The sequence below is a fragment of the Leptospira levettii genome, assembly GCF_002812085.1.
Lineage (GTDB): Bacteria > Spirochaetota > Leptospiria > Leptospirales > Leptospiraceae > Leptospira_A > Leptospira_A levettii.
The window spans coordinates 494,787-521,140 of the sequence record NZ_NPDM01000001.1; the positions used below are offsets into that span (position 1 = coordinate 494,787).

General features: G+C 36.9%; 24 protein-coding genes. 13 read left to right on the forward strand and 11 right to left on the reverse strand.

The annotated features are described in order from the left end of the window. Position 1 precedes the first annotated feature (1 nt). The 5 genes from CH354_RS02225 to CH354_RS02245 form a co-directional block, all read right to left on the reverse strand. On the reverse strand, positions 2-592 hold the full coding sequence (locus CH354_RS02225; protein ID WP_100726155.1) for an NAD(P)H-dependent oxidoreductase: 591 nt from the start codon (positions 590-592) through the stop codon (positions 2-4). Positions 593-837: 245 nt separating this feature from the next. Further along, a complete protein-coding gene (locus CH354_RS02230) occupies positions 838-1,881 on the reverse strand; it encodes a DUF1554 domain-containing protein (protein WP_100726154.1) in 1,044 nt (347 codons plus the stop codon). 176 nt (positions 1,882-2,057) lie between these two features. Then, on the reverse strand, positions 2,058-2,594 hold the full coding sequence (locus CH354_RS02235; RefSeq protein WP_100726153.1) for an NADPH-dependent FMN reductase: 537 nt from the start codon (positions 2,592-2,594) through the stop codon (positions 2,058-2,060). 3 nt (positions 2,595-2,597) lie between these two features. After that, positions 2,598-5,027, reverse strand: coding sequence for an LA_1737 family protein (locus CH354_RS02240; protein WP_100726152.1), 2,430 nt, complete (start codon positions 5,025-5,027; stop codon positions 2,598-2,600). A gap of 2 nt (positions 5,028-5,029) precedes the next feature. Then, entirely contained in the window at positions 5,030-5,878 is an 849-nt protein-coding gene (locus tag CH354_RS02245; protein WP_165780316.1) for a hypothetical protein, read from the reverse strand. Positions 5,879-6,107: 229 nt separating this feature from the next. Here CH354_RS02245 and CH354_RS02250 point away from each other — a divergent pair, with 229 nt between their 5' ends. Next, the gene (locus CH354_RS02250) at positions 6,108-7,058 is read left to right on the forward strand and encodes a tRNA dihydrouridine synthase (protein WP_100726151.1); all 951 of its coding nucleotides are present in this window, start codon (positions 6,108-6,110) and stop codon (positions 7,056-7,058) included. A gap of 38 nt (positions 7,059-7,096) precedes the next feature. Next, positions 7,097-7,591, forward strand: coding sequence for a DUF2721 domain-containing protein (locus tag CH354_RS02255; RefSeq protein WP_100726430.1), 495 nt, complete (start codon positions 7,097-7,099; stop codon positions 7,589-7,591). A 203-nt stretch (positions 7,592-7,794) separates the two neighbouring features. On the opposite strand, the gene CH354_RS02260 is transcribed toward CH354_RS02255, so the two are convergent. Both CH354_RS02260 and CH354_RS02265 read right to left on the reverse strand, forming a co-directional pair. Next, positions 7,795-8,295, reverse strand: a complete 501-nt coding sequence (locus tag CH354_RS02260; protein ID WP_100726150.1) for a hypothetical protein — start codon at positions 8,293-8,295, stop codon at positions 7,795-7,797. Next, positions 8,292-8,903, reverse strand: a complete 612-nt coding sequence (locus CH354_RS02265) for a hypothetical protein (protein ID WP_100728346.1) — start codon at positions 8,901-8,903, stop codon at positions 8,292-8,294. The genes CH354_RS02260 and CH354_RS02265 overlap by 4 nt, the downstream gene beginning before the upstream one ends. A gap of 542 nt (positions 8,904-9,445) precedes the next feature. Here CH354_RS02265 and CH354_RS02275 point away from each other — a divergent pair. Genes CH354_RS02275 through CH354_RS02285 form a run of 3 tightly spaced genes read left to right on the forward strand, consistent with a single transcriptional unit; the run spans position 9,446 to position 12,477 of the window. Continuing rightward, a complete protein-coding gene (locus CH354_RS02275; RefSeq protein WP_100715693.1) occupies positions 9,446-10,756 on the forward strand; it encodes a 3-hydroxyacyl-CoA dehydrogenase NAD-binding domain-containing protein in 1,311 nt (436 codons plus the stop codon). A 13-nt stretch (positions 10,757-10,769) separates the two neighbouring features. Then, complete coding sequence (locus tag CH354_RS02280; protein ID WP_100726147.1) at positions 10,770-12,035, forward strand: acetyl-CoA acetyltransferase; 1,266 nt, start codon at positions 10,770-10,772, stop codon at positions 12,033-12,035. Between the two features lie 40 nt (positions 12,036-12,075). Further along, a complete protein-coding gene (locus CH354_RS02285) occupies positions 12,076-12,477 on the forward strand; it encodes a hypothetical protein (protein WP_243395927.1) in 402 nt (133 codons plus the stop codon). A 41-nt stretch (positions 12,478-12,518) separates the two neighbouring features. Here the strand turns inward: CH354_RS02285 and CH354_RS02290 are convergent, their stop codons facing one another. Further along, the gene (locus CH354_RS02290) at positions 12,519-14,210 is read right to left on the reverse strand and encodes a methyl-accepting chemotaxis protein (protein ID WP_100726145.1); all 1,692 of its coding nucleotides are present in this window, start codon (positions 14,208-14,210) and stop codon (positions 12,519-12,521) included. Between the two features lie 154 nt (positions 14,211-14,364). Here CH354_RS02290 and CH354_RS02295 point away from each other — a divergent pair, with 154 nt between their 5' ends. The 5 genes from CH354_RS02295 (at position 14,365) to CH354_RS02315 (ending at position 21,906) form a co-directional block, all read left to right on the forward strand. Beyond that, positions 14,365-16,656 carry a SpoIIE family protein phosphatase gene (locus CH354_RS02295; RefSeq protein ID WP_100726144.1) on the forward strand — a complete coding sequence of 764 codons (2,292 nt, stop codon included), beginning with the start codon at positions 14,365-14,367 and terminating at the stop codon, positions 16,654-16,656. Between the two features lie 43 nt (positions 16,657-16,699). Next, positions 16,700-18,499: a SpoIIE family protein phosphatase gene (locus tag CH354_RS02300; RefSeq protein WP_100726143.1), complete on the forward strand. Its 1,800-nt coding sequence runs from the start codon at positions 16,700-16,702 to the stop codon at positions 18,497-18,499. Between the two features lie 102 nt (positions 18,500-18,601). Then, on the forward strand, positions 18,602-19,987 hold the full coding sequence (locus CH354_RS02305; protein WP_100726142.1) for an MFS transporter: 1,386 nt from the start codon (positions 18,602-18,604) through the stop codon (positions 19,985-19,987). Between the two features lie 16 nt (positions 19,988-20,003). Further along, positions 20,004-21,569, forward strand: a complete 1,566-nt coding sequence (locus CH354_RS02310; protein WP_100726141.1) for an adenylate/guanylate cyclase domain-containing protein — start codon at positions 20,004-20,006, stop codon at positions 21,567-21,569. Positions 21,570-21,594: 25 nt separating this feature from the next. Further along, positions 21,595-21,906 carry a hypothetical protein gene (locus CH354_RS02315; protein WP_243395928.1) on the forward strand — a complete coding sequence of 104 codons (312 nt, stop codon included), beginning with the start codon at positions 21,595-21,597 and terminating at the stop codon, positions 21,904-21,906. Positions 21,907-21,916: 10 nt separating this feature from the next. On the opposite strand, the gene CH354_RS02320 is transcribed toward CH354_RS02315, so the two are convergent. After that, the gene (locus CH354_RS02320) at positions 21,917-22,402 is read right to left on the reverse strand and encodes a DUF4468 domain-containing protein (RefSeq protein WP_100715701.1); all 486 of its coding nucleotides are present in this window, start codon (positions 22,400-22,402) and stop codon (positions 21,917-21,919) included. A gap of 261 nt (positions 22,403-22,663) precedes the next feature. Between CH354_RS02320 and CH354_RS02325 the strand changes: the two genes are divergently transcribed. Together CH354_RS02325 and CH354_RS02330 are read left to right on the forward strand one after the other, a co-directional pair. Next, positions 22,664-22,954 (forward strand): hypothetical protein, encoded by a 291-nt coding sequence (locus CH354_RS02325; RefSeq protein ID WP_100726429.1) that lies wholly within the window; start codon positions 22,664-22,666, stop codon positions 22,952-22,954. Between the two features lies 1 nt (position 22,955). Beyond that, positions 22,956-23,678, forward strand: a complete 723-nt coding sequence (locus CH354_RS02330) for a lysophospholipid acyltransferase family protein (protein ID WP_100726140.1) — start codon at positions 22,956-22,958, stop codon at positions 23,676-23,678. Between the two features lie 10 nt (positions 23,679-23,688). Here CH354_RS02330 and dapF read toward each other — a convergent pair whose 3' ends face one another. Further along, entirely contained in the window at positions 23,689-24,531 is an 843-nt protein-coding gene (dapF, locus tag CH354_RS02335) for a diaminopimelate epimerase (protein ID WP_100726139.1), read from the reverse strand. Positions 24,532-24,641: 110 nt separating this feature from the next. Between dapF and CH354_RS02340 the strand changes: the two genes are divergently transcribed. After that, entirely contained in the window at positions 24,642-25,493 is an 852-nt protein-coding gene (locus tag CH354_RS02340; RefSeq protein ID WP_100726138.1) for a class I SAM-dependent methyltransferase, read from the forward strand. Here the strand turns inward: CH354_RS02340 and CH354_RS02345 are convergent. Next, entirely contained in the window at positions 25,467-26,303 is an 837-nt protein-coding gene (locus CH354_RS02345; RefSeq protein WP_100715707.1) for an HAD family hydrolase, read from the reverse strand. The two genes, CH354_RS02340 and CH354_RS02345, sit on opposite strands and share 27 nt — an antisense overlap. Positions 26,304-26,354: the final 51 nt, after the last annotated feature.

Genomic DNA, 26,354 nt, shown 5'->3' on the forward strand with positions numbered 1-26,354 from the left:
CCTACGCTCCCATCGCACCTAACTTTTCTGTTTTTATTATAAACTGATTTAACTTTTCCAAATTTCTAAATCTAATTTGATCAAAATAAGTAACTTTCACTTGCTTAAATCCACAAAACTTTAAAGTTCCTTGTTTTAGTAACTGAACTCCAGGACTTCGATTGAACCATTTGTAATACCAAGTTGGTGCATCCATTGTAATTATGATTCTAGCAGTTTTTCCTTTCAGTAATTGTTTGGGGAGTGGAGAACGTTTTTGATAAGAAAAGGCAAAACCTGGTAAAAACACTCTATCTATCCACGCTTTTAATATTGCTGGCATACTTGCCCACCAACTTGGGTAAACAAATACAAGATGATCTGCATTCTGTATCAATGATTGGCTCATCAAAATGTCGGGTTCTAACTCCTGTTTGAACGTTTTATCATACCCAAATTTTAGATTATAATCGAAATTTAGTTCATTTAACTTTAAGAATTGAATTTCAAATCCAGCACTTTTGGCAGATCGGAAATAGGAATCAGCGAGTTTTGCACAATATGAATTAGGATTCGGATGCCCCAATATGATCAAAATCTTTTTGTTTTGCATAATTATATCTACCAGATATAATTATCAGCTATATCTATTAGATATAAAAAGTCAATTTATTTTTCTAGTTTCGTTTGGATTCTTTTGGAAAATTTCGAAATAACTGGATTCGAAAAAATCCATATGATTTCGCGGTCTCTTCCGAATATGTATGATGGTTTAGTTAATCATTAAAAAATCAATCATACTCAATGATGGTGATGGAGTCCTATTACAACATACTAGGAAGTGATGATAATTTATAACTATTGTTCCACGCAATAATGTACAAGTGCACTTCCACAACTAAATGAATTAAAACCTAGTGCTGAGGACGTATTGCTCCCAGTATCTCCGCCGTATCCAGATACCCCAGAGACTGTCCAACCCGTGCAGGAGTTTGCGTTATTTGTCCAGTCAGGATTTAATCCAGTCCAAGCAGTTGAGCTAGTTCCTGATATAGCAAATGTTAAATTAAAAGTAAATAAAGATGCAGCTGTCGTAGTACCTATTAAATCAGTTCGATTCAATCGATAATAGGAAGCATATGGCTTTAAAACCCAATCAATTTGACTATCTCCGATATTTGCGCTTATGGATGCCCTTCTCAACAAAAAACTACTGTCACCCATCATTGCTTTACATATTTTACCAACAGGACAATTGACATTCGCCTGACATAAACTATCTGCTCCAGAGATTCCACCTAAAGCTCCTATTTGACCAACTGTCGTCGGAAAAATAATTTTATCATTATCAGAAACCTCAATTTGGATCATTCTTTCTTCAAGACGAAATGACGAATCATTAGAACTTGGTACTAATCTTACAGATACTGCTCGTGTGCCATTAATGATTGTATCATTCATAGCAGTGAGTGTTAGATTTTGGGAAAGGCTCCAATTTGATTTTGTGAATGTAAAAAATGTTTGGGAAGGTGTTACATAGGAACCATTGCTAACAATAACTTGAACATTTACATTTTCCTTAGGTTCACTACCTAAATACAATTGAACTGTAGAGGAAGTTCCAATGGAGACGTTACCACCTGCTTCGGTTAAGGCTAAAATTTGGCTTGTTACATTTAATCCAGGTTGGTTTACGATTGTAAAATCCGGATAACATGGGTGACGTTTTTCGCCAATAGAAGCAGCTAAGATAGAAGTTTCAAAATAAGATTTTGATTTTGTATCACATGCATTATTAAAGGTTTCATTTTCACAAGATAACAATGAAAGCAGTAAGAGTGTTGAGAAGAAGATTTGATTTTTTTTTTGAAAAATGAACAAATTCCATTTTGATTCAATCATAATAAGCAACCAGTATCAGGTCAACTTTTAGCTTCAGTATTTGATTGTAATTCAAAATCTGAATCTAAGTATTAATCATGTGATAGCCGACTAACTTCTAACATATGAAATTATTTATTTTTTCAATCATGTCAGTATAATAATTACATAATATAGATATTTTGTAGGTGAGAACACTATTGAAGTGATTCTAAAAATCTTTCCATTAAGTTTTTAATTGTAATTTCAGTTTGTTCATCCTGAATTTGTCCCTCTATTGATACTTTACCTTTTACTCCTGAAATGAGCAAATTTGTATCATCCATTAATTTGGCACCGATCGTTTTTAATACCAAAAGTAATGATTCATGCGCCTTTTGACCAACTGACGCAGCAGTAATGACAGCGACTGGTTTATCAGTAAACACAACAGAAGCTACTGCCCATTCTAATGCATTTTTCAGGACACCAGGTATACTAAAAACATATTCAGGCGAACAGATTAGAATTCCATCTGCACGTTTGACTTCACCCAAAAAATCTTTTATGATGTCAGGAGTGCCCTCTTCCGATATTCCAGAATCGAAAAATGGAAAATTGACAATTTTATCGTAAATGATCATATCACAAACTGGTTCATAAATAGCTTTTAGAGTATTTAGTATTTTTCTGTTATACGATGTTGCACTGATTCCACCTGATATCGCTAAAAGGATTGGTTTTTTGTTATTCATAATTTAAATACTGATCCCCAGAATTTTTTTTGATCCATCAGGTTCTTTGGAATAAGAAAATAACTTTAGAATAGAGAATTTTTCATACCCATTCTCTTCCGTTTGGTATTCCCAAAGCCAACCCCAAAGGCTTCCCCTTTTCACAAACCCTCTCTCCAATTCTGTTTTTTCCTGGTATACTACACCTAACAATATATATGTTGCATATTGTTTATCTGATTTTGTTTCATTATGATAATAGCCAATTCCAAGAAACCCTAATTCTGTCATTTCTTCATTTGATTTGGAAACATAATATAAAAAAGGACCATACATTTTTGATGTTTCCTCTTCCGAGTCTACTGTTCTGATGAGAGGGAAAAAATTAATTATCTTTTTTGAATCTGTTTGATCGTAGCCTAACCAAAGCAATGTAAGACGATCGATTTTCTTATTTCTTCTTTGGAAACTAAATAAATAATCCCAGAGACCCCGCAATCGGTAAACAGAAGTAATGTTTTCCGATTCCAATAGATACAAGAGATTATAATAATGTCCTTCCTTTTTGTGCTGATAATAATTGAGTAAGGTAAAGGTAGTAAATTCTCCATCACCCCAATGATTAAAAGACAATGGAATGATCGAAAAACTTGAATCCGAATAATAAAATGGAAAAAACAAAAGATGTGATAATTTTTCCTTTTTTTCAGAGGGATCCACTTCAATTTTATCTTTAGTTGGAATGGGAGAGTTATATTCATATTCCCAATCAATCAACCATAATAAATTTGTTCTAGTACTAGAAGTTTCCTGATTTCGATAGAAAAATGGTGTGATCCATAATGTCGTGTTAGATTCTTTATTTGTATATTGATAAGAATGATAGGAAATCCATACGGGCCATATCAAAAATTCCTTAGAATCATAGTTCTTATTACTAATTTTTTTATAATTTGAAAAGAGAGTATAAGTATTACTTTTGGAACTTACATCTGTCATTGTCTGGTTGTGCAAATAAAAAGGTAAAACACGATGCCCAGAATCAATATCAGAATTGTATATGTTTACAATTGGCCAAAAAAATGATTTTTCAATCCGATGATTTTGTTGGTATTCCTCTTGGATATAACCATTCAAAAGATAGGATTGGATTTCCGATGACTTATCCTTTTGTTTTCCATACAATGGAAATACAATTTTGTATTCTAAATCATCTGAAACATAACTTAGCCAAATTGGAAAAAATGGAGGGAGTAAAACGACTCTGTCTTCAGAAGCTTCATCCCAAGTAAACCAAGCAAAAGGTAATAAACGAATGTGTTTTCGCGTGTCTGCTACTTCATAAGAAAAGATACCAAATAAAAGTTGGTAACCAGTAAACTGATCACTATTCTCTCGGTTAAATTCCCTTTTTTTTCTTATCTCTGGATTTGAAGAAATGACCTCATTTCGTTTAAGAGAATTTCCTTTGATCATTCGAGTTCGTTTCGAAATTCCAATTAAATTATAGAATAATCCAAAATCATAATCCAAATATAAATTCCCTTCATTTGTTACCAAGTTAACACTTGTATCGTGAACCTTTGTATACCAGAATAAATTGATATGATAATCGTCTTCCTTGTCTTTTAGATTTAAGTAAATAGGAAAAATGAAATCGAACTCTTTTTTAGGCGAAACATAACTTCCCAAAAATGGGAACAAAACAAATAATCTTTCTTCTTTCGATTGATCTTTAGAATAATACAAAGGACCCAACCAATACTCATGATAACTCGCATGATAATTTTGATAATAGAGTAAGAGTGGGAAAAACAAATAATTCTCTTTTGAATAATAAACCAAAGGAGTAAATGAAACTTCACTTAATCCTCGTTTATTACTTGTTTCAAAATGAAACAAAGTGAAGAGCCTGTAATAATGCAAATCATCTTCACCTAACTCTTCCTTATTTTTGTAAAAAATGAATGGCAATACTGGAAAACCAAAAGTATTCTGATTTTCCATTCTTTTCTGATAAAAAAAAGGAATGGCGATTAAATGTGAGTTATTGGCATTATTTCCCCAAAAAACAAAAGGATAGATGGATTTGTGAAGAGAATCATTTTCTCTTGTTACATTATAGTTTAAGACACGTTTATATTCACGATTATCGATTTTGCTTTGGAGGTGATCATAAAATGGAAAAAATGTTTTTGATTTCGAAAGTGGATAATCGTAATAACGATAGATTCCCATTGCTTTTACCGAGTAATGATCCTTCCAATCCTCGATGTCATATATAATATTACTTGCCTTGTATTTTTTACTCCTTTCACTCCCATAAATTTGAACCTCTCTTTCACTTTCTAAATCTGGCCATGATTTCGCAGTGATTGGAAAAACCAGAAAGAAAATGAGACATGGAAGGAGATGGTTCAATTGTAATGTATATACATCAAGTTTTTGATTCATTTTTATTTAATTCTATTTCGGACGGGTAAAGAAATTGTTTTTTTCAATTTTTTGGGTAAGTATTCAATCATCGTAACAGAACTTGGATTCAAACTCATTTGCTTATAATTGTAATCTAATTGAGAAATTAAAATTGGTTTGGATGTAGGATACATTTGCCCTATTTGTTTTTTTCCTTCTCGGTCATACAATGGGATCACAGATTTTGATATAGACCTGTATGGTAAATAGGTTAAAATTGATTTGAGTCTATTGTTTTCATCATAAAGATAGTCATTGTATGCTAAAACGATTTCTTGGTTCGAAATGACAACTCCTTCCAAAATATCTTCTGTAAACTCATAAGTTCCTTTCCCTAAACCAACGATAAAGGCAGTCCCAGTGGAAGCCACATAGGCAATACCAAAAGCTGCCAATGAGGCAACACCTGCTGAAGCATACACTGGCATATATACCGGTGAATTGTCGGATGCTCTTCTGATATCATAGGTTGATCTATAATAAGGCCAAAAACGAAAATTTCTTGAGACACTACTTGCATAATAAATCGGATAATGGATGTATTCTTCAGGCTTCAAATTGATCGATCTGTCATCAATGAGAATAGCAATGGTTCGCAGGATCTTACCTGTTTCTTTCCCTTTTAAAATCGCATGGTATTGTTTTCCATCTTTTACTGGACGTTTGATTTCCGTAAATACTGGAATCAAATATTCATCAAGCTCTAACAAATCTGTATACACAGGCACATCTAAAGATTGGGCTAAATTTTCTTTAGGAATCGTTACTTCTTTCGTAAAACAACCATTCAGTGATAAGAATAATACGGGTATCAAAATCCAATTTTTCATAAGGCGAAACAAAATATACTCAGTTCCCTTGAACGAATACAATCAAAATTTGTTAGTTGCATAAAGTTTTCTCGAAAAGAACTAAAGGGTTTCATGCGTGATTAAACTTCTTTTACAAATCCCGACAGTTTTGACATTACTAACTAAAATTAACTTCCATTTTCTACGAAATTAAGAATGATTAGCCGTGCCCTAGTGAGAAAAGTGGCAGGATAGGAACTTTTTTCTTTTGCGTATTCTACTTGCTCCAATGGAAGGACTTCTTGATTTTCGTTTACGCGATAATTTAACACGCGTAGGTGGATATGACGAATGTGTCAGCGAATTCATCCGAGTAAATGATACACTCCTCCCTTCTCATCGGTTTTACCGCTATGTTCCAGAACTATACCAAAATTCACGTACAAAATCAGGTATCCCCGTTAAGGTCCAATTATTAGGATCAGATATCAATTGTATGGCAGAAAACGCCAGTAAGGTGGCATCACTTGGAGCTTATGGAATCGATATCAATTTTGGTTGCCCTGCTCCAACGGTAAATCGAAACCGAGGTGGAGCAGCTCTACTCAAAGAACCAAACTTAATGTATTCGATCGTAAAAGCAGTTAGAAATGTTGTACCAAAAGAAATTCCTGTCACTGCAAAAATGAGATTGGGTTATGACACCACCGAACATGCGCTTGTTTGCGCAAAAGCATTGGAAGAAGGTGGGGCAAAAGAAATAGTTGTGCATGCCAGGACAAAAGTTGACGGATACAAACCACCTGCGTATTGGGAATGGATTTCTAAAATAACTGAACATATAAAAATTCCAGTTGTTGCCAATGGAGAAATTTGGAGCGTAACAGACGCTATCAGATGCCAAAGAATTTCAGGATGTAAGGATATTATGATTGGAAGAGGTGCTGTTGCAAATCCTGCTCTTGCTTTGATGATTAAAGGAATCCAAAAGAATCGTTTTGAATGGTTCGAAATTAAAAATTTATTACTGAACTATTGGAATTCAATGGAAATGGGTATCGATGGAATTAGCAAAACTGGTAGAATCAAACAATGGTTAAAATACCTTTCCAGAGAGTATGAGGAAGCAAGTTTTGATTTCCAAAAAGTGAAACAACTTTCGAAACCCAACGAATTGGAATCTATTTACTTTTCTGACTTATTTTCAATCAGAAAATGATAGCAATATCCATCTCAATTTTGTATGAAGTTATCTATATGTTTGAATCTTTTTCCAATTCCGAAATCCTATCAGGTATGATCACACCAGCTGTCCTTGTGTCTGCTTGTGCGAGTTTGATTTTTTCTACAGCGAATCGGCTTGGTAGAATTTTTGATCGTGTGAATCTTTTGAAATCAGAAGTAGAACTTTTACTCGAGGGAAAACGAAGTTTTCATGAACAAAGAATGGTGTATATGAGACACCAACTGTCTGTACAAAAAAAACGCGCAGTTCTCATCCAACGATCGATGGCATTTTTATACTTAGCAACATCTTTATTTATCATTTCCAGTTTGGCTCTTGCGTTTACACTTGCTTTTGCAAAAGAGCTCAATTGGATTCCCACTGTGGTTGCTCTTTCTGGTGGGATCTGTTTGTTTTTTGCCAGTGCACTTCTTTTTTACGAAAGCCGATACAACCTAACCTTCATTAACAGGCAAATTGAATTTACTGAGTTTTTGGAAAGAGGAATCCAAGAAAAATTGAAATAACGAGTTTAAAAACAAAGCCCAAAAAGAGTTTTTGATTTTCCTTTTGGGCGCCTCGAAATCTTTCGAACATGTAGAATCAATCGATGAACGACCGCGTTATCCGCTCCAATCTTTCGCAAAAGCGAAAGGATTTCCGCTACTACCGCTGGCGCATGGATTGGATATTTAATTTAGATTCAAAAATTTGATACATCAATATGGGTTCAAAATTTTTGTTTGGAAATGTCCTCTAAAAATTGTTCTAAGCAGCGAGCAGTAGCTTTAATGGTAGCATACCCCACTCGCTGATTTCCACTAAACTTTTCGATTGTAGTCGCAGTTTCATCAGCTGAATAGGTATTTGAAAAAATTTCCTTTTTATCCTTCAGGAGAATAAAAGTCAAACTTAGCTTATGTTTAGCGTTGAAACCATTAAACTCTTGCACTTCTTCTTTTTCATTATTCAAAACACGAAGCTGAAGATCGCCATTAAAATTTACAATCGATTTGAATAAGTCTGATTCAATCAGTCCCTTTCTCAAGACGGCTCGCGTTGAAATTTGAGAACTACCCTTACTAAAACTATCGGTCGTGATCCCAGGCTCAATGACTTCCAATGTCATATTGAACCTTCCATTTTTTGAATTTTTATATTGTATTCGTGGAAGTTCTGCACAATAGACAAAATGCAATAGAAGCGAAATAGATATTAATTTTTTTTTCATTTGATGAATCCTTTTGATTTCCAATCATTCAATGCATTGTTTAGAATATTTTCAAGGGCCTTATTTTCTGGATCTTGAATAAAATATAGTGGTGAAATTGGTATTAGTAACCAACCTGCATACCCATTAGCATTGATTTTCTCTTGTTTCGATGTTAGGCGTACGTTTTTAGAATCGTATAGTGAAATTTTGATATCGTAATCTAAATTTACATTAAAAGGAATAATCATGAAAGTTAAAGCAGACAATACAAATAAAACTGAGGAGCTTTGATCGTTTATATCGGACTCATAATACATCACATAGTCATATGCTTCTTTTTCATCAGTTATGACTTTTTTAAACAAATTTGATTCGTTTAGTTTTTCAACTAAATCTTTTTGAAGCCAATTCAATTGTCTGTAATCTGTACTATATTTCCCATTTTTCAGTTGGTCACCATAATACTTAACAAGAATGATTTTTTTGTCTTTGAATTCGGGCTTAGGTGTTTTTTCAATTAGCGGATTTTCATATTTCACAAAGGCGATACAATTATGAAAGGTTCCAAAGCTAATAGCTGAAATCAGTATGACTAGTTTATACGATAGTTTTTCTTTCCAATTCATTGAACAATAGGGCAGTAAAACATAAGTTAGGTCAAATAATTTATTTGGTTAACAAAGATTATTCCTGATTCAAATCGTTTGAAATAGGCAAGATGGTAAGAATTTTGGATCTTTCCCTACCAAGAAGTCACTCGTTTCAAAACCTGCGTCATATCTCGTTCCGATCCTTTCGGCATCCAAGCACTCCCCCGCACCAGGGATCCGTAGGGCTTGGTCATCGGAAGGCAAGCTTTCCGAAGACGGGAGCGAATGCGGACCCCGAAGTGAGCCCGCACGGGTGCCCAACTGTCCCAACTATGAACTTTTGGAAATTAAAATTGGGGGTTTTTAGAATGAGCGTGTAAGGATTGGCAAGCCGTGGTAAAGAGGACACATTGGGTGGCGGGTCTAGTTCCCCACCCTCAAATCGGGCGGGGAAAGTGTACCCCGCGCCCAACTCCCCACCGCCCCCATTTTGTAACAAATCTGACAAAAAAAAACGATTTTCCTGTCACCTCTGCTTTCTAGAACGGTAAGTAAAAATTAGATTCGGAAATTCCTTCATGAGAGAAATCAAAACTGTCACGATTTTAGGTGCCAACGGAGCCATGGGTTCTGGAAGTGCAGGCGTTATTGCTGCCTTCGGTGGCGCTAAAGTCCATATGCTCGCTAGAGATGTAGAAAAAGCAAAACAGGGTATCGAAGCCGCTGTCGCATCCGTCAAAACGGATACCATTCGCGCACGAATGATCCCTGGTTCCTACGATGCGGATCTGGAAAAAGCAGTCGCAGAGTCAGATTGGGTATTCGAACTCGTGGCGGAAAGTTACGAAGTCAAAGAACCGATCAACACTCGTATCGCAAAAGCGCGCCGTCCGGGAACCATCGTTTCCACTGTGTCTTCTGGACTTTCCATTGGTCGTTTGGCAAAAGCTTACGATGAAGATGGTCAAAAACACTACTACGGAACGCATTTTTTTAACCCTCCTTATAAAATGATCCTTTGTGAACTCGTAACTCACTCTGGAAATGACAAAAAAGTTACACAAGCGTTAGGTGAATACTTAGAAAAAGTACTCGGCCGTGCTGTGGTTTATACAAACGACACACCTGCATTTGCTGGAAACCGAATTGGATTTCAGTTGATGAACGAAGTAGCTCACTTTGCAGAAAAGTATGCTGACAAAGGTGGAATCGCCCTTATGGACGAAATCATGTCTGGTTACACTGGACGTGCAATGGGCCCACTGGCAACTGCTGACTTCGTTGGACTTGATGTTCACAAAGCCATCGTTGACAACATCTACGACAATACAAAAGACGAAGCTCACGAAACATTTAAACTTCCTGGTTACTTCCAAAAGTTAATCGATGCTGGCAAACTCGGTATGAAATCTGGCGGTGGTCTCACTAAAGTTGTGAAACACGCTGACGGAAAACGTGAGAAGTTTGTTTACAATATCAAAACTGGTGAGTACGATCCGTACCCAAAATTTGATATTCCTTTTATCAAAGAAGCTCGCCAAAAAATCAAAGACTCCGATTACAAAGGTGCTATGGACATCGTGAAAAATGCATCTGGTTTCGAAGCAGAAATCGCACGTTACTTCATTTCACGTTACATCAGTTATTCGCTCTCTCTCGTAGGAGAAGTAGTGGATACAAAAGAAAACACTGATGGAGCAATGGGTTTTGGTTTTAACTGGGTTCCTGCGTCTGCATTTGTTGATTTCCTTGGTGGACCAAAAGAAACAATTAAGATGATGGAGCAGTCTAAAATACCAGTTCCAAAACTTTTAAAAGACGCAAAAGAAGGCAAAAAGTTCTACGAACTTGGCGAGAAACTAGACGCAAGGTCTCTTTTCAAAGGTTAATTAGGAGTATCATATGAGTGAAAAAGTATTTGTACTAGGCGGGGAACAAACCGACTTCCAAAGAAATTGGACAAAAGAAGGAAAAACCTTCATGTCCATGATGCGTGAAGTATTAGATGATGCTCTTGAAAAAGTTGGCATTAGTTATGATGAAATCAAACGATTGAACAAAGAAAACCGTGTGGCTGTTTTTGTTGGAAACTTTGATGCAGAACAGTATGCAAACCAAGGACATTTGGGTGCTTTCCTTACAGAAGTAAACCCTGCTCTTTATGGTGTTCCTGGTGCTCGTTACGAAGCAGCTTGTGCTTCTGGATCGGTTGCACTTGATGCAGCGATCACACATATCCGTGCTGAAGACTACGATCTAGCGATTGTTCTTGGTGTGGAAGTGATGAAAACTGTTTCTTCTTCTGTGGGTGGTGACTTCCTTGGAACTGCTGCTTATTACGAAAAAGAAGCGAAGGGAGTTCAATTTCCTTTCCCTAAACTTTTCGGAAAATTAGCTGACGTAATCCTTGAGCGTTACGAACTGAAAGAAGAACGTTTTATGGATGCTCTTGCTGAAATTTCTCGTATCAACTACGCAAACGCAAAACGTAACCCCAAAGCACAAACTCGCACATGGTTCATGAACAAGGAACATGCGATGGCTCGTGGTGGTGATAACAATATGGCTGTCGGTGGAAGACTTTGTATCACTGACTGTTCACAAGTAACAGATGGTGCTGCTGTAACCATCCTTGCTTCAAAAGATTACACGAAAGAATACGCTAAAAAAACTGGCCGTAAAATTGATGACATCCCTCGAGTCAAAGGATGGGGTCACCGAGTGGCACCAATTACATTTGAAGCAAAAAAACAGGAATCTGTTGGGGACAAATACATCCTTCCATGGACTCGCCAAACAGTAAAAGATGCTTACAAACGTGCTGACCTAGATGTAAAAAACATCGATGTGTTTGAAACACATGACTGTTTTACTTCTTCTGAGTATGCTGCGATTTCTGCTTTTGGAATCTCAGAACCAGGAAAAGAACACATCGCGATCGAAGAAGGAACCATTGACTTTGGTGGTAAAAAACCAATCAATCCATCTGGTGGACTGATCGGTGTGGGTCACCCAGTTGGCGCATCTGGTGTTCGTATGATGCTCGACCTCTACAAACAAGTCACAAACACAGCTGGTGACTACCAAGTAAAAGGGGCTAAGAATGGTCTGATGCTCAATATTGGTGGATCAGCAACAACGAACTTCGTGTTCATCTTAGGGAAGTAAACTTGTGAATTCGCTGAATACAGAAAAATGGAATCGGATTTTGGTCCGGTTCCTCCTTGCCTTTTCGTTTTGGGAAGCAGTGTCGATCCCCGTTCGTATGTTGTTTTTTGCAAAGTTTTACTTTGATCCAACATTAAAATCGATATTTATCCCTATCACGGATGTTTTCTGGCTTGGACCTGTTTTCAGCGATTTGTTATTCACACTATCCTTTGGATTCCTTTATGCACTGATGAAAGAATCTTTACCACAAGGACTTGTCGGTGGATTTTTAGTAGGAATCTTAGTAGCCATCATTGGATTTGTATCGCCAATGTTATGGACATTATCTCTTACAAACTTTGTGCCAACGCAACTCGTATGGGTTTGGGTGGCTTACTACTCAATCTTTACGATATCGACTGCTGTCATTTATTCAGTGGGTTGGAACACAGAAGACTAATGCATCGATGAACCCAAAGGAAACTTTGGGTTTTTTATTTTCTAAAATTTAAATCGAAAGGCAACCGAATCCAATCTGTCCGCCACTTTATCTAAATTGTAAATGGATTCTTCAATTGCTGCAACTGTCTGTTTCTGTTCATGAGCAGCTGCTGATAATTCTTCCACGATAGAAGATGTATGAGTCAATTGGTTTTGGATCTTCTCTATATTAAAAAGAACACTTGTGGATTTTTCTTGTGTCCCTTCTGTGGATCCATTGATTTTTTCGGAACTAAGTTTTGTGCCCTCAGAGTTGGATAGAATTTTTCCCATCTCAGCTTGCACTGTTTCAAATTCATTGGATCCTAATTCCACTTCACTTAAACCTTCTTCAATATCTGTTACAGTTTGCAAAATTTTAGAAGTGAGCTCACTGATAAATAATGAGATTTCTTTTGCCGATTTTTTTGATTGTTCCGCAAGAAGTCCTACTTCACCGGCAACCACTGCAAAACCTTTTCCTGCATCACCTGCTCTTGCAGATTCGATTGATGCATTTAAGGAAAGTAAGTTGGTTTTTTCTGAAATGGCAGCAATAGTTTCTGTGATCTTTCGGATGACTTTTGTTTTCTCACCAAGGTCTTTGATTGATTCAGAAGTTTTAAAAATCTGATGTTTTGCTTTTAAAAATTGGGACATAGCCTTGTCGGAACGATTTTTTCCTTCCATAGCAATGTGATGTGCATTGGTTGATTCAAATTTAACTGCCATTGCTTCCGATCGAATGCTTTGGATCAAATGGTTGAGAGCATCCATTTGGTGGAAGATACTTTCAGAACTCTCTTTTGTCACATTACTGGATTCAGATAATGATTGCATGGCAAAAGATAACTCTTGGAAAGCAACATGGATATGTTCTACTGCTTTTGTGAGTCCTTTGATTTGGGTTTTTACAATTTCAGCATTTCCAATGAGTTGCGAAATCATCCCACGGAATTCAAACTGTGTTTTTTTAATTAGATTCAATACTTCAGAGTAACTACCACCGTTATCTGTATAAACATCAAACTTCAAATTACCTTTGTACAAGTTTTTTAAATATTCGATTACTCTTAAAAAAGAATTTTTGTTTTTTTGTATTTTAAAATATCCTAATATAAAACTCAAAGAAAAAACAAGAACCCCAACTCCAAAACACCATGGGTTATGAATGGATGGAATGTTTATAAAATAGGAAGAACCAAAGAATAGTAATAAAACCAAACTAATGAAGGATTGAATGAAATAAACTAATTCACTAGAAATGGCAGACAATTTCCCAAACCGTAGTGACTCGTTCGTTTGTCCATGATTCAACTTTGCATACAAGACTTCAGCTTTTTGGATTTGTTCTTTCGTCGCTTTTGTACGAACCGACATATATCCGATGTGTTTTCCGTCTTCGTAAACAGGAGAAACATTGGCATCGACCCAGTAATAATCACCATTTTTACAGCGATTTTTAACGAGTCCTACCCATGAATTCTGGGATTTAACCGTCTCCCATAAATCACGAAAGGCTTCCCCAGGCATATCGGGATGTCGAATGAGATTATGAGGTTGGCCGATGAGTTCTTCTTGCGTATATCCACTAATCTTAAAGAAGTCTTCGTTCACATATGTGATGATTCCTTTTAAATCTGTCTTGGAAGTAATCTTTGTTCCTTCTTGGAATTCTACTTCATGTTGAGTGACTGGTAAATTTTTGCGCACGGATGATGGATCCAGTTTTAGGGAGATGGAGAAAGGATTTAGGTAAAGACCTTATTTAGCAAGCAAAATAGAATCAAACTAAGAATGATTCTTCTGCAATGACTTGACAATTCCCATTTTTTATTAAAATCTCCTACGATATTCTAAATCCTTCATGTTTAAAACTATATTTTTACCTCTTACTATCCGTTTAGAAGCGTTCACACATTTGGTCCCTGTTCCATTTGCGATCTATATGGCTTCCATCACACAAGAATATAGCATAAACGAATGGCTGTTATTTTTAGTTTTATGCATTACCAGTGGAACCTTAATGGTATTAGGAGGGTGCTTATGGAGATACCTCACACTTAAAAAATTATCCAACCAATTTGAATCTCTCCAATTCGAAAAAAACAAAGAAACTTATACAATTGGATCTAATTCAAAAGCAAAAGAACTTAAACTGTTTTTATACCGATATCCTTTTTATGAAGGATTTATCATCATCATTCGCTGGTTTGTTGGTGTAGGGCTTATTTTCTTTTCTACACCCTTTTTTGATTTATACCGACCTACTTTATGGACAACGTTTATCCTTTATATGGTGATGATTCCACCCATTTCCTTCGTTGCCTATTACTTCATCACAGAAAATGCTTTCCGAAATTTATTTAAACTTCCACTCATCCGTCCCATTGCGATCGAACCTAATGAAATCCCAAAATTTGATTATTTCAAAAGGATTCTAATTTCATTTTTTGCCCTTGCTGCGTTACCTGTTACAGTTCTTGGATACATGTTAATCTCAAGTGCAAACGGAAATTTAAATGTCCAAAACCCATCACTACAAGTTTTGATTATTGGTATCATATTTATATTTCCTTTAGTTTTTGTTGCCTATTTGGTAGCAAAAGCCGTCAGACAGGGATTAGGTGAAACTAGCCACATCCTAGATGAACTTTCCAAAGGAAATTTTTCAGTTGTTTCTATGCCTTCTTCTGGAGATGATTTTGGACAACAGTCATTCCACTTAAACCGTGTCATACAACAACTGAACACAATGTATACTGAAATTTTTACTTTAAATGTTGGATTAGAAAGTAAAGTCAAAGAAAGAACAATGGAATTAGAAAACTCTTTGGAGGAAGTGAAAAAACTGAAGTTCCAACAGGACGGAGATTATTTTTTGACACATTTGCTTCTAAAACCACTTGGGAAAAATCAAGTGAGTAGTGAACTTGTGAGCATTGATTTTCTCTTAAAACAAAAAAAGAAATTCGAATTCAAAGGTAAAGAATATGAGATTGGTGGTGATCTAAACATTGCCCATAATGTCATTCTACAAGGAAAAAAATTCTCTGTCTTTGTAAACTCTGATGCAATGGGAAAATCGATGCAAGGTGCAGGAGGTGCCCTTGTACTCGGAGCTGTTTTCCAATCAATCATTGAAAGAACCTATTTATCTTCCGCCACATTCAACCAATCACCAGAACGATGGTTAAAAAATGCCTTCATTGAAATGCACAAAATCTTTGAAGGATTTGATGGAAGTATGTTGGTATCTCTTGTAATTGGGCTGATTGAAGAAGAAACAGGATTTTTATATTTTATCAATGCAGAACACCCATGGCTCATCTTATACCGAGATGAAAAAGCAAGTTTTTTGGAAAATGAACTGAGTTACCGAAAATTAGGAACCAAAGGTCTCAATTCTGGAATTTTTATCAAAACCTTTCGGTTATTACCTGGAGATAAAATCATCAGTGGATCCGATGGAAGGGATGATTTATTACTCTTTAATGAACAAAACGAATCCAACCAAAGACAAATCAACCAAGACGAAAATTTAATTTTATCCTACGTTGAACAGGGTAAAGGTGAATTAGAACCAATTTTTAAAGTATTAACCAAAAATGGTGAGATCACTGACGATTTATCGCTCATTAGAGTTTATTATAAGGGAAATTTAGATACAGTTTCGAATACAGATGTATCAAAATCATATCAGACAGCAAAAAAACTAGTGGAAGTTGGGAATATTGATGCGGCTATTGATTCCCTTCAAAAACAGATTCTATCACAACCAATCACCAACAAACGATTTCACAAATTACTCGCAAAACTTCACTTCAAACGAAAAGATTATATTGAAGCCACCGAACATGCGCAGGTGTATTTAGAAAGTCACCCGTATGATCTTAGTTTTATGGAATTAAGTTCAATTTTACTTCGGAAAGCGGGAAGGTTAGACCAAGCAATCGAAATCGCCGAGCGGATCCGACTCAGAGAACCAAAAGCTGCCAAAAATACATTTCATCTGATTCGATTGTATTTGGAAAAAGAAAACCAAATTCGGGCGAAAGAAATCTTAACGGAATGGGAAACCCAGTTCCCAACCGAACAGGAACGAACAAAAAAATGGAAACAAATCTTACGATTAAAATTTCCGAATATCTTGATTTAATTTTTATGATATAGTATCGTCCTTGGTGACAGTTTCCACTAAAATGAATAGAAACAGGAAAACATTATTCTGGGATCTCACCATAAAACTGGAGGCATTCACACATACGGTTCCTGTACCATTTGCCGTTTATTATGCGATCATCACACAAAAGATGGAGCCAAACCATTGGAAAATCTTCATTGCGTTATGTCTCGTGTTTGCCACTGGGATTGGCCTCTTAGGAACTTTTGTTCGACACTTACTCTTAAAATACCTATTTGCCAAAATCGAAAAAATGAAACCAATTTCCGATTCTTCCATTCCACTCACTTTGGAGGAGAAGGAATATGCCAAATCGGTTAAAATCCTCCTTTTTCGTTACCCTCTGATTGAAGCTATCATCATCGTAATACGCTGGTTATCTGGTGTGATTCCAATCAGTTTATTGTTTTTTTATTTAGTAGAATATACACCATCGGTAGCTAGATCAGCGATCTTTACGTTTGTCATGATTGCTCCAATTTCCTTTGTTACTTATTATTTTATCAGTGAAAGTGCAATTCGAAACCTGTTCGACTTACCTCAGTTTAAAAATGTAGAACTCCAAGAGAGAGACATTCCTAAATTTAATTATTTCACAAGAATCCTTGTGGCATTTTTTAGTTTGGCCGCCCTTCCCTTTGTGATTTTTTCTTATATTTTATATTCCTTGGCAACTGGTGAAATTGCAGTCAAAGATCCAATGATTCCCATAGTGACTGTTTCCTTTATATTCATCATCCCTCTAATCGTTTGTTCCTATGTAGTCGCAAAATCAGTGAATGAGGGTTTGAATGAAACAAGTCGTTCGCTCGGGGAACTTGCCAAAGGAAATTTTGATGTCATTGTTACTCCAAAATCCAGTGATGATTTCGCAAAACAAGCGTTCTATTTAAATTCTGTCATTGGCACCCTTAAAAATATGTATGCTGAGATTCGAAATCTAAACGAAGGATTAGAAGAAAAAGTTACACTTCGTACTGATGAATTAAACCAATCCTTAATTGATATTAGCAAATTAAAGGTGCAACAAGATGGTGATTATTACTTAATTTACCAATTATTAAATCCATTTACCATCCAGGATACGAAAAGCAAACAGTTTTTGGTGAATCATTTCCTTCGCCAAAAAAAGTCTTTTGAATTTAAAAATCAGAAATATGAAATTGGTGGGGATATTAATATCTCTCACACAATTTATCTAAACGAACAAAAATACCTTTTGTTTGTAAATGCTGATGCAATGGGAAAATCCATGCAAGGTGCTGGCGGAGCACTGGTATTTGGATCTGTATTCCAATCCATCGTTCAACGAACAAAAACAGATCCTGGTTTTAAAAACCAAAGTCCTGAAGACTGGCTAAGGTCCAATTTACAAGAACTGCAATTGATTTTTGAGACCTTTGATGGAACGATGTTAGTTTCCTTAAGTATGGGTCTCATCGAAGAAAAAACAGGAAAATTGTTTTTTCTGAATGCAGAACACCCCATGATCGTACTACTGCGAAATGGTAAAGCCAACTTTTTATATCCCATTGTATCCTATCGCAAACTAGGCACACTAGGAGCCCTCCCCATAAAAGAGGTCAATGAATTCCAACTCCAACCCAATGACGTACTATTCATTGGATCAGATGGAAAAGATGACCTTCTCACCAAAAATGATGAAGGAGAGTGGGAAGTTCTCTCAGAAGATGAAATTTTTTTAGAAATTGTGGAAAACACAAAAGGAAAATTAGAATCCATTATTAGTGAAATTGATTCGATTGGCCAAGTCATTGATGACATTTCTATCATTCGAATCTCTTATGAAACAGAATGAACAAGTTTGAAAAAGATTAAAAAAGCATTCTCCTTTTGTTTCTAAAAGCCAATTTATTTCCCAAAAAACGTGGTTTCGACCGTCAAATACTTGGAAACATGAATGAACCATTCTAAACTAAAACTTCCCATTAAAATGGGATATGGGTTTGCAGAGACTGGCATAACAGCCGTTCAACTTTTTACTCAAATTTATCTTCTCAAATACTATACAGAGATTGTAGGACTCAATTCCAGTTTAGCAGGAATTGCATTGTCAATTTCAGTGATTTGGGATGCAATTAGTGACCCACTCATGGGCCGGATTTCTGACCATACCATCACTCGTTTTGGAAGACGAAGACCTTATATCTTCATTGGTGGAATTTTATTATCCATATCAGTTCTTTTACTTTTTTCGCCCCCATCCATTTCTTCCCAACTGGGTAAATTTTCATATTTACTCAGTGTTTATCTTTTAGTAAATACAGCGATGACAATTATCTCAGTTCCTCATATTGCACTTGGTGGAGAACTAAGTTTTGAACGAAACGAACGAACTTCTGTGTTTGGTTGGAGGTTATTCTTTAGTAACATTGGAATGTTAATTGGAATGATTGTACCAGCTGCCATCTTACAATCTCTAGGTGATGAAAGTGCCAAGGAAAACATCATCACCTCACGGACTGTAGCTGGGGAAATAGTTTCTCTCGTAATCCTTGTATCTTCAGTCATCACCTTTTTAGTGACAAAGGGAAAAGATACAATCCAATCTGACAAAACGAAACAACTCCCATTCTTTATGTCATTTGGTTCTGTCTTAAAAAACAAAATGTTTCTCATATTATTATTTGCTTTTGTGATAGCAACGATTGGAAGAACGTTTAACTCCGCAATTGCCTTGTACTATTATGAATACCGATTGGGCCTAAAGGAATCCCAGGTAGTCATCAATATCTTATTGCCTTTTTTTCTTGTACTCATGTTATCCATTGGTTTTTGGGTTTGGATCTCCAAAAGGATAGGGAAAAAAATCCCTGCATTTTTCGGTGTATTTGGACTAGGCCTTCTAACGGTAATTGTGTATCCCTTATTCCCTTATGGAGAACTAAGGCCCCCTCTCATCGCAGCTTTTTTTGGAGGGATCTTTGCTGGATCCATTCTCATTATGGATTCCATCCTAACAGATGTTGTCGACTATGATGAATACAAAACGGGTGAAAAACGGGAAGGCCTCTATTTTGGACTTTGGAAGATGGGTGTAAAATTTTCCCAAGCCTTTGGAATCGCACTCACGGGTTTTTTACTCGATTTCATTGGTTTTCAAAATGGACTTACCGAACAATCAAGTGAAGTAGGATTTCGCCTTGCTATGATTTTTGGTCCAGGAGTTGGTTTTTTCTTTATCTTGGGTTCGATTGTTTTTTTATTTTTTCCCCTTACAGATGCAAAACACATCCAAGTACAAAGAATCCTAACAAAAAGAACATTGAAAAAGATCCATCGGTAAGTTATATTAGAAACTCATGGAAACAAAACAGAGACTTCAATTCCTTGCCTTTCTTTTGATTTATTTTATAGTTCCTTTTTCAGCCTGTTTATTTACATTACTTTTTGCAAATTACACTAGTAATGTTTTTTTACCAGAAAGGTTTTTAGTCTTGTTTGAAGCGACACAAACAACACAAGACTTCACCTTACTTGCGTTAACATGGGCTCCATTTCCTATCATCACTGTCATTTTGTTTTTTTATAGCCTTCCCGTTTCAAACTACCTATTCAAACGAAATAAATGTAATTATTTATCGGAAGAAAGAGCACGCCATCGAATTGTACACTCTCCTCTCATCATCAGTTTGTTTGGATTTACTGGATGGGAATTGTCCACATTTTTATCGGTATATCGAATCGATACTTTGTTTCCATCCTCACCCCCTCAAAGTATCATTACTGTTACTATTTTGTTTGCATTTTGGGGACTCTTTGCATTTGCATTTTCTTATGCAACAACCAACTATTTAAATCGAAAATTAATCATCCCTTGTGTGTTTCCAGAAGGTGGTCTTGGAAAATATGCCAAAGGAAAACAGTTTTCGATTGTCACAAAACAAATTATCTTTTGGACCGCTTCTACTTTATTCCCAATCATTTTGTTGGTCTTTGGATTGTTACAACGAACAAACCATAATATATTCCAATTACATGAGTTAGTTCATACAGATGTTTTGTTTGAAGTGATCGCAATCATGTTATTTTTTTCTTTTGTTTTCTCTGTCACATTTGCCATCAGCCTACAACACCCACTCAACCAAATAGAAGAGGCAACGGAACTCATCAAAGAACAAAAATTTGATACAAGAGTTACGATTTTTAGTTCTGACGAACTTGGACTTTTAGGAGACGCTGTCAATGAAATGGCAGAAGGACTAGCGGAAAGAGAAAGGATCAAAGATACATTTGGTAGAATTGTTGACCCTCGTGTAAGGGATTATCTGCTTTCCAACGAACATAGTCTTGGTGGTAAAGTTGTTGATGCCACAATATTATTTTCCGATTTAAGAGACTTTACAAAACTTTCCGAAAAAAGAACTCCTGAAGAAGTATTATATATCTTAAATCGATATTTCCAAGAAATGAGTAATGCGATCGAAGTCCACGGGGGATTTATCAATAAATTCATAGGAGATGCGATCCTTGCCGTATTTGGAACACCTATGCCCATGGTAGACCACGCGGATCGTGCCTTTCAAACCGCATTGGAGATGCAAAGGAATTTGGATATACTCAACCAACAATTTTTGAAGGAAGGTTTAACAGAACTCAAAATGGGAATCGGTATTCATACTGGAAGTTTGCTTGTGGGAAACATAGGTTCTACCAATCGAATGGAATTTACAGTGATCGGAGATACAGTGAATACCGCATCTCGAGTGGAAGGACTTTGTAAAGGGTTACAAAAAAACCTTCTCATCACAGAGAATACTGCAAACCTCATTTCACCATCCATTCGTTCCCAACTGCAACTTGAGGGGGAATATGAACTCAAAGGAAGAGAATCAAAGGAAAAAATTTATTCTTATCCCATCACATAAGTTAGTGTAAAATCGGAATTTAGAGTTGAATCGTTTTGGAAATGAAGTCAGAATGGTGAATATGAAATTTGCGTTTGGGATCGTTTTGATGGGTTTTGTGTTCTCTTCCTGTAACGAGATCAAATTGGTAAATTCTCAAGATGTGCTTGATTTGCTAAAAGATGATGGAAGATCCAATGCCAATTCTGCATCGAACTCTTCTTCCTCCTCAACCAATTCTTCCCTTCCCAATGGAAACTCTCAAAACTTAAACTACTATGGTCTAACAGACTCACCCACGGGAACCAATACCTATGGTTCCACGGGTTCCACTGTAGGAAATCCTCTCGGTTACTAATCCCTATTTTTTATTTGATAAACTCAAAGAAGTCATCAAGCAGTGGTCGGAAACAGGACCGAATGGTTACCTTCGCCACCTTCTCATTTTTTGGACCATAATTGAGTATGATATCATTCGGATCGCGGATGAAGGAAAAGATTTTATTGATCTGCATCTCTGCATGACCGTCTTTTACCTTCACAATGTATTCAAATTCATGTTCATTGGCATCTACTTCCCCGATCCCATAAGGAACGTAACACTTGATGAGACCAATCCCACGAAGTTCCCCCAAGTCTTGGTTTTCAAACTCGATTTTGGAAAGTTCTGGGTCTAATTTGTATTCCAACCACTGTTTTGCTTTCAGAAAACTTCTCGTTTTTTGGTAGGACTTGTTGTCCCTTGCATCTTCAGTTGTACGCAATTTGGCAGAAACAATCCAAAGTTTCAAACACATAGAGTTTTGGAACAATAGGAAAAAAGAGAATAATAACAAGACTCGTTTTGGCATCATCTCTAAGCTTCTTTCCCCTCACTCGGTTCGCAAAACAAATCTTCACATAAATTGAAAATTTTCTCCTTATTCGGTTGGACCGGAAATGGAATTACGTTTCTCGGCAATGGGGATGTGTTCTGGTTTGTTTTTTTGATCTTATGTCTCTTCGACTCGATTCTATCTCTCACCTTATTATTTTCGGAATTGGCCTCCCTCATTCTAGAGTGCCCAAATAAAAATTGGATTGAATTTGTTAGGGCATCACTTTCAATCTTGAACATGCCCGATTTTGATCGTATTGATCTAATGAATTATGCCATGTATGGAAATGATTTTGATCCCCAATGGGATGAAATCCGCGCCTTTATTAAGTCCAATGCTTCTGCCCAAAAAGAATTGGAGGAAATCAAACGTACCGTGCCAAGCCCCCATCTTGGGAAAAGACGGATGCCAAATGCTCCTACCAGTGACCCAAGAGAGATGAGTGGCGAAAATCCAAATGCCGAGCCGAGAAAACCAAGCAGTGGGAATGCCTCAAAATCTTGGTGGCAAAAAATTTTAGGAGATTGAAATGGAAAATACCGTAGACCAAGTCAAAAAAAACGTCGAGAACATCAAAAAGTTTGTCACTCCGTTTTTTAATTTGGCTGTGAACACAACGGTTTACGGATACCATAATATTGTCCCAACAGGCAAACTCATCCTCACATGCAATCATAGAAGTGATATGGATCCGTTTGTGATTGGTTCTGTGTTCCCAAGGTTTATCTCTTGGATCGCGGCCGAGTATACCACAAGGATTCCTCTCTTCAAAGACTTCGTTGAAAAAACAGGAACCATTCCCATGGCCATTGATGGAAACATTTCCATGGCAAGTATCAAAAAGGTACAACAGGTCTTCAAAAATGGAGATGTGCTTGGGATTTTTCCAGAAGGTCATGATTACATGGTGCAGAATGATTTTTCTGCTCCCCTTGCCAAATTCCACTCTGGGTTTGCTGCGTTTAGTTTGCGGAACAAAGTGGACATCCTTCCTTCCGTCATCATCCCCGAAGAGGAGACCATTACTGATTACCCAATCCCACCACTTGTGCGTGCCTTTATGGGAATGCCCAAAGAAGTTTGTGACATCAAACGCAGGGTTGTGTATAAAAAGATCAATGTGGTGTTTGGTGAAGTGATCAAGTATGAAAACTATGCCCACCTCCCGCTTGACAAAGGTATGTTGGCCGTTTCTGAAGAAACGAAACGGCGTATGGGTGAATTACAAAAAGTAGACTATTTGAAGAAATAAAATCTAGTTCTTAGATTTCAACTTCTCCCGAAAATACTTCTTTGGCAGGACCTGTCATCATCACAGATCCGTTTTCTTTCCATTCCACATGGAGAGTTCCACCTCTTAGGTCAATGCGTACAGATCGTCCTGTCTTGCCATTGAGAATGGAAGCAACTGTCACAGCACACGCCCCTGTTCCGCAGGCCAGAGTTTCTCCCGTTCCCCTTTCCCAAGTCCTTTGGTAAAGATGGTCTTTTCCTCGGACTGATACAAATTCCACATTCACACGTCTTGGAAAGAGTGGATGGTTTTCAATGATGGGACCAATTTCTCTCACAGGGAAGGAATCCGCATCATCCACATAAATCACACAATGTGGGTTACCCATACTAACAGCAGTAAAACGATATTTTTTCCCTTGGACTTCGATCTCTTGGTTGATCACAGGTTCTTCCCCTGACCAGACAATTGGCACAAGAGAAGGTTTGAGAATGGGTTCGCCCATATCCACAGTCACCATTTCCACTTTTCCATTGGATCCGGTTTTTAAATCTAAAGTGAGAACCCCTTTTCCTGTTTCAATGGTAGGTTTTTGGTTTTTAGTAAGACCATGGTCATATACAAATTTACCAACACAACGGACTCCGTTCCCACACATTTCAGAAGAACTTCCATCGGAATTGTACATGTCCATTTGAAATTCGCCAGAGTTAGAATTGCGGATGAAAATCACTCCATCTCCACCGATCCCAAAATTGCGGTCGGATAGTTTTTGGATTTGTTCTGGTGTGAGTCGGATGTCGTTTTTCGTAGCATCAATGTATACGTAGTCGTTTCCGATCCCTTCCATTTTGGTGAAGTTGATTTTCATCTGTTCCTCTCTTATCACCCAATGATTTTTTGGTCAGTGTCCTTGGCAAGTTCTATCAAGGATTTTTAGTTTGACCCTTGTTCCAGAGGATTAGACTGACAGAATCGAACATGAAATCTTGTATCCTTTGCCAATCAACCGAGTCCAAAGCTGTTTTTAATGAAAATGGAACTCCCATTTTGGAATGCCAAAATTGTGGCCATGTCTATTCTTCTTATGAACAAGAAGAACACTACGAAGGGTATTGGGACGGCGCAGAACAAACGTATGATTTGGAATGGTGGGACAATGCCCACAGAGCCGTATATGCTGACTTTATCAAAACGTATCTAAAAGAATCCAAAGGAAATCTTTTGGATGTGGGTTGTGGGTTGGGATTTTTTGTGAGAGCAGTCCTGACAGAAAAACCAGGTTGGACTGCCGTTGGGTATGAGATTTCCAAACAAGCTGTCAAGTTTGCGAACGAACAAAATGGCATGAAGACTGTGTATGCAGGACTTGTACAAGATTCGAAACTTCCAAAAGAAAGTTTTGATATCATCACATTATGGGATGTGATAGAACACATTCCAAAACCACACTCACTTCTCACTTATTTACATGGACTCCTCAAACCAGGTGGAGTTTTATTTTTACAAACACCAAACTTCCCAATCCAATTAACAAAAGCCAATCTGAAGGTGAAGTTAAAAGGAATGAAAGAAGGTGTCCATTACTTAGAAGCAAAGGACCATGTGAACAATTATAAAATGTCGACGCTCGCTGAACTTGGCAAACAATGTGGATTCACAAAACCTGAATACAAAGTTCTTATGCCAATCCTTTCTGTATCAGGTAGTAAAAGTAAAATCGCTGTGTATGTAAAGTTAGCGTATTATTATTTCACCAAACTCGTGTTTACACTCAGTTTCAAAACCATCAACTGGAACAATACTTTATTTTTGACTTTGAAGAAGCCATGATCTAGCAAACGTTAACCCAGTTACGATATTGGATGCCCGCCAAATTGAAATTGGATGGGCATTCGTATCTAGATCTGCCTGATTTGTTTTGGGCTTGGCGTTCCGATCCTTCTGAATGGCAGAGATTTCGTCTACACTCAAACCATTCACCTCATCTCCCTCTCCCCACATCTCTGGAATATGGATGCCTGCGATTCCGTGAGAGTTTGCCCCCAAGATATCATCTTCCCAACTATCTCCCAAAATGATACAGTCCTTTGGATTATCGCCCGCTTTCCTGATTACATATTGAAAGAACTCTTTCGTGGGTTTTTCAAAACCCACCTCTTCGGACGTGATGAGTGTGAAACGAAACTCGTCTGGCAAAAACCCTTGGATCTTAAGTAACTGCGTACGAAGGGTTTCATTCGTTGTAAGAAAAACTGGAAACTCTTTCGAAAGAGAAACCAACAAGGGAAATAAGGATTTTAGATAGCTCTCTTTCTTTTTTTCTTCTGCATAGTAGGATAGAAAATGGTAATAATACCGTTCTTCCATCCAAAGCACATCCTGGATGTCTTGGGTTTGAAAACCATTCTTATGAGTAGATCGCTGTGTCTCCCATAACATCTTAAAACATAACAATCGCAAACGATTCGAACTATGGTGTTTGAGTTGAGACTTAACCTGATTCCTAGCAACTTCGTACAACTCCAAGAAATTGTCACCTAATCCTCGTTTTCCCCAGTCCTTTGCACAGTTTTCAATTGCATATGCATACGCTTCTTTGGATGGAAGGATTGTATTATCTAAATCTAAAAATAATGCCATATCTGAATGTTAAAACGAAAATATTCGATTCTGTCAACGGTTTGAGAAGGA

Coding starts and splice junctions, on each gene's coding strand:
- CH354_RS02225 (WP_100726155.1), bottom strand. CDS start 592: ATGCAAAACAAAAAGATTTTGATCATATTGGGGCATCCGAATCCTAAT.
- CH354_RS02230 (WP_100726154.1), bottom strand. CDS start 1,881: ATGATTGAATCAAAATGGAATTTGTTCATTTTTCAAAAAAAAAATCAA.
- CH354_RS02235 (WP_100726153.1), bottom strand. CDS start 2,594: ATGAATAACAAAAAACCAATCCTTTTAGCGATATCAGGTGGAATCAGT.
- CH354_RS02240 (WP_100726152.1), bottom strand. CDS start 5,027: ATGAATCAAAAACTTGATGTATATACATTACAATTGAACCATCTCCTT.
- CH354_RS02245 (WP_165780316.1), bottom strand. CDS start 5,878: ATGAAAAATTGGATTTTGATACCCGTATTATTCTTATCACTGAATGGT.
- CH354_RS02255 (WP_100726430.1), top strand. CDS start 7,097: ATGTTTGAATCTTTTTCCAATTCCGAAATCCTATCAGGTATGATCACA.
- CH354_RS02260 (WP_100726150.1), bottom strand. CDS start 8,295: ATGAAAAAAAAATTAATATCTATTTCGCTTCTATTGCATTTTGTCTAT.
- CH354_RS02265 (WP_100728346.1), bottom strand. CDS start 8,903: ATGAATTGGAAAGAAAAACTATCGTATAAACTAGTCATACTGATTTCA.
- CH354_RS02275 (WP_100715693.1), top strand. CDS start 9,446: ATGAGAGAAATCAAAACTGTCACGATTTTAGGTGCCAACGGAGCCATG.
- CH354_RS02280 (WP_100726147.1), top strand. CDS start 10,770: ATGAGTGAAAAAGTATTTGTACTAGGCGGGGAACAAACCGACTTCCAA.
- CH354_RS02295 (WP_100726144.1), top strand. CDS start 14,365: ATGTTTAAAACTATATTTTTACCTCTTACTATCCGTTTAGAAGCGTTC.
- CH354_RS02300 (WP_100726143.1), top strand. CDS start 16,700: ATGAATAGAAACAGGAAAACATTATTCTGGGATCTCACCATAAAACTG.
- CH354_RS02305 (WP_100726142.1), top strand. CDS start 18,602: ATGAACCATTCTAAACTAAAACTTCCCATTAAAATGGGATATGGGTTT.
- CH354_RS02310 (WP_100726141.1), top strand. CDS start 20,004: ATGGAAACAAAACAGAGACTTCAATTCCTTGCCTTTCTTTTGATTTAT.
- CH354_RS02320 (WP_100715701.1), bottom strand. CDS start 22,402: ATGATGCCAAAACGAGTCTTGTTATTATTCTCTTTTTTCCTATTGTTC.
- CH354_RS02325 (WP_100726429.1), top strand. CDS start 22,664: ATGCCCGATTTTGATCGTATTGATCTAATGAATTATGCCATGTATGGA.
- CH354_RS02330 (WP_100726140.1), top strand. CDS start 22,956: ATGGAAAATACCGTAGACCAAGTCAAAAAAAACGTCGAGAACATCAAA.
- dapF (WP_100726139.1), bottom strand. CDS start 24,531: ATGAAAATCAACTTCACCAAAATGGAAGGGATCGGAAACGACTACGTA.
- CH354_RS02340 (WP_100726138.1), top strand. CDS start 24,642: ATGAAATCTTGTATCCTTTGCCAATCAACCGAGTCCAAAGCTGTTTTT.
- CH354_RS02345 (WP_100715707.1), bottom strand. CDS start 26,303: ATGGCATTATTTTTAGATTTAGATAATACAATCCTTCCATCCAAAGAA.